Annotated in this window: 5 protein-coding genes; 2 read left to right on the forward strand and 3 right to left on the reverse strand. The window is 57.3% G+C overall.

Translation table 11 applies throughout. The features are described 5' to 3' along the window. Positions 1 to 31: 31 nt before the first annotated feature. Positions 32 to 2,269 carry a threonine--tRNA ligase gene (gene thrS, locus FYC48_RS18810; protein ID WP_149498336.1) on the reverse strand — a complete coding sequence of 746 codons (2,238 nt, stop codon included), beginning with the start codon at positions 2,267 to 2,269 and terminating at the stop codon, positions 32 to 34. 301 nt (positions 2,270 to 2,570) lie between these two features. Here thrS and FYC48_RS18815 point away from each other — a divergent pair, with 301 nt between their 5' ends. Next, a complete protein-coding gene (locus FYC48_RS18815; protein WP_149498337.1) occupies positions 2,571 to 5,369 on the forward strand; it encodes a serine/threonine protein kinase in 2,799 nt (932 codons plus the stop codon). Between the two features lie 143 nt (positions 5,370 to 5,512). Beyond that, positions 5,513 to 8,509 carry a dockerin type I domain-containing protein gene (locus tag FYC48_RS18820; RefSeq protein ID WP_149498338.1) on the forward strand — a complete coding sequence of 999 codons (2,997 nt, stop codon included), beginning with the start codon at positions 5,513 to 5,515 and terminating at the stop codon, positions 8,507 to 8,509. 136 nt (positions 8,510 to 8,645) lie between these two features. On the opposite strand, the gene FYC48_RS18825 is transcribed toward FYC48_RS18820, so the two are convergent. Further along, a complete protein-coding gene (locus tag FYC48_RS18825) occupies positions 8,646 to 10,037 on the reverse strand; it encodes a DUF1501 domain-containing protein (RefSeq protein WP_235034328.1) in 1,392 nt (463 codons plus the stop codon). Positions 10,038 to 10,041: 4 nt separating this feature from the next. Next, positions 10,042 to 12,954 (reverse strand): DUF1553 domain-containing protein, encoded by a 2,913-nt coding sequence (locus FYC48_RS18830; RefSeq protein ID WP_149498339.1) that lies wholly within the window; start codon positions 12,952 to 12,954, stop codon positions 10,042 to 10,044. Between the last annotated feature and the right edge of the window lie 54 nt (positions 12,955 to 13,008).

Raw genomic sequence — 13,008 nt, forward strand, 5'->3', positions numbered from 1 at the left:
ACGCAACCATCGTTTCACTTGACCAAACCGATCAGGCGTCGGCTTTGACCGCTTGGCGAACCGTTCGTTGCTTCACCTCTTCGGTCAACCTCGCGATCGCTTCGGCGGTTGGCATCGATCCCAGGTCGCCGTCGATTCGGTCTCGCAGGGCGATCTGTCCCGTCTCCGCCTCCTTTGGACCGACAACGGCCATGTAGTTGACCAAGTCCAGTTGGGCATTACGGATCTTCGCTTGTACCTTTCCGCCGGTGGAATCGACGGTGACTTTGAGTCCTGCCTCGTCCAACTGTTTGGCCACCGCGACTGCATATTCGAGTGACTTGTCGCTTAGCGGCAGAACACGAACTTGTTCGGGCGAGAGCCACATGGGGAACGCGCCGGCGAAGTGCTCGATCAGCATTCCGGTGAATCGTTCCAGCGATCCGAATGGGGCGCGGTGAATCATCACCGGACGATGGGGTTGGTTGTCGGTTCCGTTATATTCCAACTTAAATCGTTCGGGCAGATTGTAATCTAGCTGCACCGTGCCGAGCTGCCAGGAACGACCGATACAGTCTCGCACCATGAAGTCTGCCTTCGGTCCGTAGAACGCAGCTTCGCCGGGTTCCTCGTTGAAATTCATGCCACTCTGTTCGAGCACACCACGCAGGGCTCCTTCGGCGGCATCCCATTGCTCTTCGCTACCAACGTACTTGCTGCTGTCGGGGTCACGCAGCGAAAGTTGGACACGATAGTCATCCAGGCCCACCGACTGAAGCACAAACTTGGTCAGCTCGATCGTCGCTCGAAATTCTTCCTCGACTTGATCGGACGTGCAGAAGATATGCGCGTCGTCTTGGGTTAAGCCACGAACACGGAGCATCCCGTTCAGTTCGCCGGTTTGTTCGTGCCGATAGACGGTTCCGAATTCGAACAATCGCAGCGGCAATTGGCGATACGACCGCGCTTGGGCTTTGAAGATGTGACAGTGATGGGGGCAATTCATCGGTTTGAGCAGGTAACGCTCGTTGGCGAGCTGCCAATCGTGAAGGACGCGGCGTTTATCATCGACCTTCATCGATAACTTGTATTCGGGAAGTTCAACGCCAAGTGCTTCGACGGCAGCCATCAATTTGTCTTCGCCGTCTTTGTCGAGCGAGCCGTCTTCGAGTCGGTTGCTCCATGCGTCCAGGAGTCCGCCAACTTCGGTGCCGAACAGTGGCGCGAATTGACTGTCCCGATAGTACGGGAAGTGTCCGCTGGTTTCGTAGAGCTCGACTCGGCCGATGTGCGGGCTGTAAACCGGATCGTAACCGCGCTGCAGCAGTTCCTTGCGGAGGAAGTCCTCTAGGGTAACGCGAACACGGGCACCCTTCGGAAGCCACAGACACAAGCCTTGGCCGACTTCGTCGGGGTTGATCGCGAATAGGCCGTGTTGCTTGCCCAGTACGCGGTGGTCACGGCGTTTGGCTTCTTCGAGTTGGTGGAGGTATTGCTTCAGTTCTTTTTTGTCAAAGAACGCGGTGCCATACAGTCGCTGCAATGGTCGATTCTTAACATCACCTTTCCAGTGCGAACCGGCGACGCTCATCAGCTTGATCGCTTTGATCTTGCCGGCATCGGGAATGTGGGGGCCGCGACACAGGTCGACGAACTCGCCCTGACGATAAAAGCTGACGGTGGAGTGTTCCGACAAGCCGGTGTCGATGTGTTCAACCTTGAGGTCCTGATCGAGATCATCGCACAGCTTGCGAGCTTCGTCGCGGTCGAGCACAAAGCGTTCGAAAGGCTCCTTCTCCTTGATGATCTTTTTCATTTCCGCTTCGATCTTCGGGAAGTCCTCTTCGCGGACCGGGACATCGAGATCGAAGTCGTAGTAGAAGCCGCCTTCGGTGGTTGGCCCGAACGCCAACGAAACGCCGTCGTAAAGCCGCATGACGGCGCGGGCCATCACGTGCGCGGCACTGTGCCGCAAAACATCGAGGGCTTCTTGGTCACGATTGGTCAGCAAACGCAGATCGAGTTCGCCGTCGGAAGGCTTGCCAGCGTCATTTCCGCCAGCGCCTAATTCGGCTGCGATTTCGCCCAGGGGCCGATCGGCATCGATCACTTTCCCGTTCACGTCCGCCGCGACAACCGCGCGCGCCAACCCTTCGCTGATTCCCGTCGCGATGTCCATCGAAGTGGTGTGACCGGGATGGGTTTGGGTCACGCCGTCGGGCAGCCGAACGGTGACCGATGGAAGGGGAGCGGCGTCGGAAGCGGCTGGGCCAGAACTCGATTGGCTCATGATCAGATCAAATCCTTATGTGGAATGGTTGACGGCCCCTCCAAACGAAAGAGGTCGGCCGGAAGCGAAAGAATGATGGCGAAACGGAGGGGGAGTCAATCCCTGTTGGCTCAGATTCCCCACCCCGGCTGAAACGGAAAAATTGTTCACCGAAAACCGGGTTTTCCTCGCTTTTTGTGTGCTGACGTTCCGTCAAGCAACAGTGGGCAGACCTGATATACTGCGTGTGGGTTCGGTGAAGACGCCGATCCGCCGCTTTTCATCTTTATTCAGGCCGCCCGGTTCGGGCATTTCATACGTCATGTCAGGCACCGCCACCCAGCACGATTTTCTGGATCCCCCCAAAGACGGCTCGGGCGATCTCGGAACACTCGCCCACTACCGGGTCATTCGTGAACTCGGAAAAGGTGGCATGGGATACGTGTTCCTCGCCGAAGACAACAAGTTGAAACGCCAGGTCGCACTGAAAGTCATGAACCAGAAGATTGCCGCCACGCCGGGCAGTCGCAAGCGGTTCATCAGCGAGGCGCGGACGATGGCGGCCGTCCATCACGATAATGTTGCGACCATTTTTGAAGTCGGTGAATACAAAGGCACGCCCTTCATGGCAATGGAATTGCTCGAAGGGTCGACGTTGGAAGATTACCGTGAAACGCATGGAGAACCAGACTTTCATCGCATCATCGACTTTGCACGCGACATGGCGCGCGGCCTAGCTGCCGCTCACCAGCGCGGCATTGTTCACCGTGACATCAAGCCCGCGAATATTTGGCTCGACACGAAAACGAATCGGATCAAGATTCTGGATTTCGGACTCGCGCTCGCTCAAACGCCGGTCGACCAACTTTCCGGTCGCGGGGCCGTCGTCGGGACCCCGGGGTATCTGTCTCCCGAACAGGCACGTAGCGAGCCGCTTGATGACCGTAGCGATTTGTACTCGACCGGCGTCGTGCTGTATGAACTTGCCACCGGAAAGTTGCCACTGAAGAGCAAGTCAGTTGCTGAGCAATTGATCGCGATCCTGGCGCATCATCCCGTACCGGTACGCGAACGAAATGACAAAATCCCACAGCCATTGGCGGAATTGATTGAAAAGCTGATGGCAAAGGAGCCGCGTGATCGTTACGACGATGCACGTCAATTGGAGGCGTCGTTGGACGATGTCGAAAAGGAATGCGAATCGAAGTCTGAGATGGCCCAGGCGATTAGCCAGTTGCAAGCGGGGCTTGAGCAAGCGGTCAGTAAAAAACAATCCGACGTGCCGGCGGCGAACGAGTCGACACCGAATCCATTCGAAGCATTGCCCGATTCGTTGCCGCCGGCTTCCATTGCCGCGGCTTCGCTACCGGTCGGGGCGTCCGCTTCCGGTACCGGTGCGAATCCAGTTTTCGCCGCTGCCACTCCGCCTGCCCCGAGTGCGGCTGTTGCTAGCGCCGCGTCTCAGGCATCCAAAGCCGGCCGGGCAAAATCAGGGGCTGGGTTATCGACGTCGCAGATCGTGATGATCGCCGTCGCTGCCGTGGCGGTGCTGCTGCTGATCACGATCCCCTTGGTCGTCTATTTCACTGCGTCAAGCGCCATCGCACGTCAGCAAGACGCGACTGTCGTAACCGAAACGGCGGACGGCAACGCGGCGGCAAACTCGCAACCACGCAGCACCAACGCATCTGCGAAACACAAAGCTGCACCCACGGAAAAACCGAAGGCCCAGAGCAAGGATCAACCGGGCAATCGCGCCGGATCGAAGGCCGGCAACGCCAAGCTAGGTGGTGGCCCATCGGCCGGCGCAAAACCTAAAACGAACGCCAAGACCTTTGCGTCAATCAGCGTCACCAAGGTGAGTCCCAGTGACGTGCAGAGTCTCGGTGGGAAAGGGGTTCGTTACTTGATCAACGACAATAATGGCAACGGTTCGTTCGAGCAGGGCAACGCATCCGCTGCGGGCGAAATCCCTGGCTGGAAGATCGAACGCATAGGCTCCTCGGGAGGTTGGCTCAAGAACGGGAAGGCCCGTGAAATTGACGGTAACGTTTACGCATTCGCCGGAAAACGCAGCGAAGTGATATTAACCAGCCAACCGGCCGACTATCGCGCCAACACAGGCGACCGATTTCGTGTGGGATTACACGTCGGCGGCGAAGGCAAAGGCGTATCGGACTTTCTCGTTGTATTGGGATTTGTCGACGACCAGGGCAAAGAGACTCACTTCGAACTCGATCGGCTCAGTTCCGGCAACGCCTGGTCGGCACCGCAACCCAAACGATTGCGTTACGAATACGAGATCGACAATTCGGTGGCAGGGCAACGGCCGTTCGTTCAAGTAGGGATTTCGAACTTGAATCGTGTTCGAGATCTAGGCGTCGCCGACCGTGTGATCCTGACCGTGCTTCCGGTGAGTAAACCAGCCGAACCGGCGAGGGCAAAGCCTTCGGCTGAACCGACAGCCAAACCAATGCAGACTCCCGAATCGAAGTCCGACACCGCTTCGGACGCCGACCTTCGGATCGTTACGATCACCACCAAAGACGAACTCGGTGCCGATACGACAGTTCGTCGTGGTGGAAGCGTGAATGATCCGCTGGGCGAGAAATTAAACCTTGTCATTCAAACGCGGAACGATCGGCAAATTCAACACATCTATCTACGGTTCCCATTGGCTTCGATCGGCGGCGGACAGGCCGGTCAACAACGTTCAGGCCGTCCGCGAAACCGGCAACAGGAAAACAATCGCTTGCCGGTGAAGAAGGCCGCCGTCCGACTGAGTCTGATCGAGCCGGTCGAGGATGAAGCGACGGTTCAGCTGTTCGGCTTGAATGACCCGGTCAGCGATATCTGGCCGGAGGGAAAAATTGTCTGGTCAAATTCGATTTCGGCCGCCGGGCTGGACGAACTGCCCAAACTCGGGTCGGCGACCGTGACTCCGGCGACCCGCGAGATTGTCATTTCCGATCCTGCGTTGGCGGAATTCCTTGCAGCCAACCAAAACAAAACGGCCACACTGATTCTCACCGGTAGCCGGGGGAATGAACAGGTCAGCCTCGCCTCTAAAGAGGACAGTTCCCGCGATCCACCGCGATTGGTGCTTGGGCTCGATCGGTAGAGCATTCTCGATTCTGCATCCCAAAAACTGGGAATTCGACTACATTGGTGATGTCGACGGGAACCAAGCGATAGGGGGATGACTCCAACCGTTTGGCCCAAAACTCGGCGAACGCATTCCCCGCTTTTCTGACTGGAACACCGATGAATCCTCGCCTCCCCAAGCACGAGAGTTTGGAACGGCGCCAGCTTCTCGCTGGTGACTTCCTTTCCGGCGAATTCGCGACTAACGCAGGGGCGTCCGTCGTCTCTGTCCCCGTTGCTTTGACCGCAGGGGCGGACGCGACCCACGCAAGTCAGGAACTGTTCGGCAACCCATTCGCGTTCGCTCAACCGGATTCGGCGTCGGATTGGGTAGAGGAAGATGGCGACCAACTGGTGGCGATTCGGTTGAACGTCGCCGCGTTTTACCGTCCGGGGCTAAACGCCCCAGCTCCTGCGGCGAACGCCCCGCTAGCGACGGCGTTCGTTTTCCAGCGAAATGACGCGGGGGAACTGGAGTCAACCGGGTCGATTGACTTGAACTTTCGACCCGATCGAGTCTTGTGGACCGATCAGATGCTGTTGATCATTGGTTCGAAAGAGATCACGCCAGCGACTCTGCCCGAGAATCCCGAAACGCTTGTCATGAGCGTCGATCGGGGTCAGTTGCTCGATCGTACGGTGACCAACCTAACAGGCCCCTATGTTTCGTCGGTAATCGACGGCGACCGTTTGGCCATCACAACTGCAAATTTAGTGTCACTCGGTGATCTCGATTCCGGCCAAACGGTGGCGTACCCGGAGACGCCCTACTCTGTTCACCTTTTCGATCTGTCGGAGGACTCCTTGGAGGTCATCGCGAGGGGCGGAATCGGAGGTCCGGTCGTTGAAAATGCCATCGTCGACGACCAGCTATTAATTCTTGAGCGGACGCCGACACTCACGGGGGACAATTCAGACTATCGCGAATTAGTACGCTATCGTGCTGAAGATGACTTGGTCGTTCGAGACGACAGCATTGTGATCAACGCGTCCGCGAAGACTAGCATTCACTTTGACCAAGACGGTCAGACGGCCGTTACCGTATCGGTCGTCGATCACGCGGTTGACCAGAACGCAAGCGGGACGCGGCGCCTGATTGTGAACTTAATTGACACAACTCAGGACGCGTTGTCGGTGTTCGAATCGCTGAACGTCGATCTGCAAAGCACGATGGTGGACTATGACGTCAATCCATCCGCCGTCGTCATCGAATCGGGGGCCAACGAAGTCTACGTCGTCGACACGGACCAGACTATCGATATCAACTCTGCCAGTCGCATCCAACGCGTACAGCTCCGCTCGAACGTTCAAAGTTTTTCAAGTTCGGGATTGGCTGTCGAATCGATCAGCGGCCACCTATTCGCCGTCGCCCGACGCGACTATCCAGCCAACAACAACGGTGGAATAAGCCAGCCCGGACAAACGAAGGTATCTTTGATCTCCGTTATCGAGAACGGCGAGGTCTCTGAAGTCACACTCGAATCGGACGCCGCGGCAATATTCCTGGACGGTCAAGCGGAACCGACGCTGTTGCAATGGACTGACTTTTCGCTCGAAACTCGGACTCACTTCTTTTCGGTCATCGAAGTTGGATCGTCACAACAGATGACCGAATCCGCTCGTGTCGCTGTGATCGGGGCTAACGAATTGGACGTGAACGACGAGCGATTGGTCGTCCTCCAACTCGATCAAATGAAAGAATTTCGTTGGGACGCCCTGACGAGTCCGACTACGTACCCGATCGGTCAACCGTTCGCCGCCCCGCACGCGGTCGATGATATCATCACACAAAACGTTGACTGGCAGTTCCCGTATCTGAACGTACTGAGCAACGATGTTTTCGAAACGCCCACGTGGATTGCGCCCGTTCAGATCACCGAGCTGATCAATGCGCCAGCCGGCGTTTCTCTGAACGACCAAGGTCAGTTGCGGTTGTCGGGCGAGTTGCTGGAATCCGAAGGCGAGTTCAGTTTTTCGTACGTCGTCCAACAAGCTCGCTCTGTATCGACTGCCAGCGTCACACTGAATCTGGTTCAGTTTGATGATCAAGAGATCGCGGCGGTTCGCAACGACGTGTTGCGACATGCCGCAGAGAACCTCGAAATCGATCCAGCGCAGCTCTCTTTGGGACGCGTCGTCGCCTACACCGAAGTCATGATGCCAGAAGTCATGGAGAACGGCGTGGCGAATGAACTGGGCGGACGATTCGGTGTGATCGTTGAATTAAATGTCGATGGCGAGCTGTTGCGGTATGCCGCCGACTTCGATGGGAACATTGTTCGGCTCGATACCCGACAGATCGAGACGATGATGGAGCTATCGATGCGCGTTGTCGATCGAAATGGCGATCCCATCGAGCAGCTTCAAACGGGAGACGAGTTCTTTATCGAAGTCTCCGCAAAGGACACACGTCAGTTTGGCGCAGGAGTGTTTGGTGTTGCATTTGATCTACCGCTCCCGGCCGCCAATCTGGAATTGACCGGTGAGATCGAAGCCCTCGGTGACTGGGATCCCATTGGGGATGACAGCCCACTGACGTCCATCGATGAATTTCAAGCGATCGAAGTTCTCATCGAGCATCCCGGCAATGCCACCCAGCCAATCGTTCGTTTTGGCGTCCGAGCGGTTGCCGGAGGCGAGGTTCGGTTGCAACTCGATCCGGCCGAATCGTTCCATGCCGAATTGCTGTTGCGAGGTCGAAACGATGTGGTTTCGCCGTTCGAAGTCGACTTTGGAAGTCTGACACTTTCGGTCGCGGGGGTTCTTCCAACCGACACCGATGCCAACGGAGCCGTGACGCCACTAGATGCGTTGCGCGTGATCAATTTCCTGGCGCTCTATGGCAGCGTGTCGACCAACGAATTGCAACCGCTGGTTCGTGATGACGCCGAAAGCGAAGCCGCAATACGGCTGACTGCCATGCAACGACTCGACACCAACGCAGATGGGCTGATTAGTGCACGCGATGCCTTGGCGGTCATCATTGAAATCGGCAGGCAATTTTCCTCGAATCCTTCCGAAGGCGAGGCCGTGGCCGCAAGCGAATTGCAATCCAGTCTTGATGACGAAGATGATACCGATGACCTTACGGCAGGTTTTCAATCGGCGCTGTTTTAACCAATCCACGTCGGTTTCATTCGCGATTGATGATACGCTGTCGGACTCAGGACCTATATTCGTATGCTTTCTACGACCGGGACCGTCCGGGAGCAACGCCCCAAGTAACCGCCGTCTGCCTGGGGCTTGACCACCGTTATGCTAAGACGCCGTCGACAACTTTGCCGTGCACGTCGGTCAGGCGAAAGTCGCGTCCCGCATAACGATAGGTGAGTTTGGTATGGTCGACGCCCATCAGGTGTAACATCGTTGCGTGCAGGTCATGCATGTGAACGCGGTCTTCACGAGCGTAGTATCCGAATTCATCGGTATTGCCGTACGCGAATCCAGGTTTGCTGCCACCGCCTGAAAGAACGACGCTGAATCCTTGCGGGTTGTGATCGCGGCCGTTGCTGCCCTGAACTACTGGCGTGCGGCCAAATTCCCCGCCCCAAACGATCAGTGTGTCGTCCCAGAGTCCGCGTTGTTTGAGGTCTTCGATCAGTGCGGCAACGGGGCGGTCGGTTGCCAAAGCGTTTTTCTGGTGCCCCGATTTTAGGTTGCCGTGTTGATCCCAAACCTGGCCGCTGGAAACGGTGATGAACCGAACGCCGGCTTCGGCCAGTCGGCGCGCCAGTAAACAACTTCGTCCGAACTGGTCGGTCGCCTTTTCACCAATTCCATACGCATGCCGCGTCGACTGCGTTTCGCGTTCGAGGTCAAACACGTCTGGGGCCGCGGTTCGCATTCGTCGGGCCAAGTCGACGGCGGCGATTGCCCCTTCGATCTCGCGATCGGGACCCGATCGGGATAAGTGTCGGTGGTTCATCGACTGGAGTAGTTGAAACCGTCGATTAAGCGTGTCGTCTTCTAGGCTTCCGTTGAGATAGGGGATTTTCCCCGAACCGGGCTTGCCGTTGCTTCCGATCGCGGTCGCTTGATGAAGTGCCGGAAGGAACGCCGCACCATAGTTGCGAGGGCCGCCGTGAGCGGTGGCGGGACCGATCGCGACATGGGCCGGAAGGTCCGGGTGCCCGCTGCCGAGCGCGTAACTGAGCCACGCTCCGACGCTCGGCCGGACGAAGTTATCGCTGCCGGTGTTGATCATGCCGACCGCTTGCCCATGGGATTGGCCACGGGTGTGCATACTGCGGATCACGCAAAGTGAATCGGCGATCTTTGCCATCTCGGGCAATAGGTCGCTAACCCAAAGTCCTGACTGACCGTGCTTAGAAAATTTCCATGGCCCGTTCATCAGCTTCGGTTTCGCGCTGATGTTAGGGGGAAGTTCAAAAGGCAGGTCTTTCCCGTCGTGTTTGGCAAGTTCCGGTTTGTAGTCGAACGTATCGACATGACTTGGGCCGCCATGCATGAACAAAAAGATGACACGTTTGGCCCGCGCCTGAGGGTGCAACTCTTCTTGGCCCTTGATCGCCGAAGCGTTGCCAACACCGCCGGACATCGCCGTCACGGCAACCGATCCCAGTGCCAGTGTCGACCGCGACATCCACTCGCGCCGATCAAGGTTCAGTGTTCGTTGATCGTTCATCAAATCAGTCCAGTAAACGGAATTCGGTGGAAGCGAAGAGTGCCGCGACGACATCGCGAAGCTGCCGGAGTTGTCGATCGGGTGAATCGGCCTCGGCGAATGATTCAGACCCCGCCAAGCCTCCCAGGTAGTGCTCGATCGCATCACGGTCGGCGACGGTGACCTCGCGTGATAGGCAGACCTGATACGCGGCGGCGATTTGATCATCCCAGGCGTCATGGTCGCTGGCGATTCGGTCGGCCGTTTGCATTGCCCATGCGTTGACGTACTCACTGTTAAGCAATACCAGGGTTTGACCTGGAACGTTGGTCACCGGACGCTTGCCCACCAACAGGTCGGGATCAGCAATGTCCAAGGAACGCAGCAAGGGATCGATGTTGCTACGAATGACGGGCAAATAGACCGTCCGGATCGGTTGATCGATTCCCGAGACGACTTCTTTGGTTGAGGCGTTGTTCTTGGTGACCAAGACGCCTTTGTCGGCGACCGGAGCGGTGGGTTCTTGATCGGTCAATCTGCCCGCGGCAACCAACATTGAATCGCGAATCGCTTCGGCGGGAATACGCTTGCGATGCGCCCGCCAAAGCCATCGATTTTCGGGGTCTGTCTGGGCGCTTGGTTCGTGGTATTCGCTGCTGCGTGAGTAAGTCTTGGAAAGCACCATCTGCCGAATCATTGGTTTTGCCCGCCAGCCGCTTCGCATCAACTCGATTGCCAAGGCATCAAGCAGAGCAGGGTGCGAAGGACGCTCGCCGCGTTGACCGAAGTTATCAACCGTCCGCACGATGCCTTCGCCGAACACTTTGGCCCACAACCGATTGACCATCACGCGTGCGACCAGCGGGTTGTCGGGGTCTGTTAACCAATGGGCGAGTTCCAAACGGCCGCTGCCGAGGGGGGATTCGATCGTCGCATCGCCCGCCGAGCAAACTTGCAGAAACCCTCGCGGGACAATGTCGCCAAGGTTGCGTACCTCGCCGCGAATGTGCAACGGACAATCACCGATTTGATCAGTCGGGCGATCGGCAGGTGCCATCGCAACCGGGATGGGGGGAGGCTTTGTCGCGTCTAGCTCCTTGAGTTGACGTTCGATCGCTCGGACATCGCCTTTAGCGATGGCGATGCGTTGCTCTGTTTTCTGGCTGTCTTTATTCGATGTGTCGTCGACCGGGACAAACTCGACCGCATCGGCAATCACGTAACCACTCGTTCCATGATTGGTCAGACGCACGATGGCGTCTAAGTTTTGATCAAAACGGAAGGTACCAAGCGTTTTCCAAGGCGGGCCGGTCAGCGATTTGTTTTGCGATACAGAGATTTGTTTCTGACCATCAGCGGTATCGATAGTCACCGGCACGTTGGCAGCACGGTTGCCGCTGGTGTTGTAAGCGAAGCGGACGGTGTAGTTGCCTGATTTTGGCAAACGTCGCCGAAACGTGATCGAGCAGTCGCCTTTGTTCGCATTGTCGTCGTGCGAATAGCCTTTGCCGATGAACCCCTTCGTGTAGGTTGACTCGACCCATGTTCCTGTTTTTTCGGCATCGACGTCATCGACTAGGAAGCCCGCCGTGCGTTCGCTTTCGGCTTTCTTGAGATTTTCTTTGGCCTCCTTGAGTTGCCGTTGGAGCCGCGTCTTGCTGTTTTGATAGTCGTCAAGTTGTTGTTGGTGAGACGCGCTGACCGGCAACTCGACCCGGTTAAAATCGCTGACGTATTGCTGTGATTCGCCGTTAAGAGATTGGGTGCTTTTGAAGATCCCGGCCAGAGCGTAGTAGTCCCGCATCGGGATCGGATCGAACTTGTGATCGTGACAGCGGGCGCAACCGAGTGTCAGTCCCAGAAACGCTCGTCCGAGCGTATCGATCTGATCGTCGACGACGTCCATGACCAGCTTGGGCTTGTCACGTTCGCTAAGCATTTTAGGCCCGAGCATGAGAAACGTCGTCGCAACCAGGTTGTCGTGACGATCACCATCAGACTCTGCGGGCAGCAAGTCGCCGGCGACGTGCTGGCGGATCAGTTGGTCGAGTGGACGATCTTGGTCGAATGACTCGATCAAGTAGTTACGGTACCTCCAAGCGTCGTGATAGGTCGCATTGAAGTCGCTGCCGTTGCTATCGGCGTAACGAGCGACGTCCATCCAGTGCCGCGCCCATTGCTGTGCGAACGCGCGGGAATCGATCAATTCGTCAACGATTGCTTCCCAGGTTTCGTCGGTCGGAGAGTCGAGCCAGCGTTGGCGGATCGCATCGCTCGGCGGCAACCCGGTCAGATCGAACGCCAGACGACGCAGTCGCTGCTGCGGCGGTGCGGGAGGGCGAGCGACTAGCGCCGCAGCATCAAGCTGTTTGCGGACTTCTGTGTCGATCATTTCGCTGATCGAACGACGGTCTCGGCGACCGGATTCATTTTGCGTCGTGTCTTCGAGCGGCCGAAACGCCCAGAATTTTCGCCCTTCGTCCAGGTCGATTGACATCGATGTCGCTGGGGCGGGGCGGTTGCCCGTGCGGGGATCGATAGCGCCGGCGTCGATCCAGCGGACGAAGTCGTCGATCACGTCATCGGCAAGTTTTCCGCTTGGCGGCATTTCGCTCGATTCATAACGCAGGGCGGAAATCAGCACGCTGGCGGTCGCGTCGCCAGGTTCGATCGCCGGCCCGCTATCGCCGCCGTCTCGCATCATTTCTGCAGAATCGAGCCACAGCGATCCCCCCACGTGATCGGCGTCCTCGCTGTGGCACTCGTAGCAGTGTTCCGCCAAAACGGGACGGATCTTTTGTTCGAAGAATTCAACCGATCCGGGCTCGAATGCCCTGGCGATGGGACCGCACGAAAATGCCAATTCCAGTGCAATGACCAACGCGAGAGCCGGAGCGATCAACGCTGTAAGAATGCATTGTAAAGATGGTATTCGCATCGAAAGGCGGGGCCTCGGGTCGGAGGAGCGATGCAATCAGGATGGTCAGCGGCG

The sequence above is a fragment of the Roseiconus lacunae genome (assembly GCF_008312935.1).
Lineage (GTDB): Bacteria > Planctomycetota > Planctomycetia > Pirellulales > Pirellulaceae > Stieleria > Stieleria lacunae.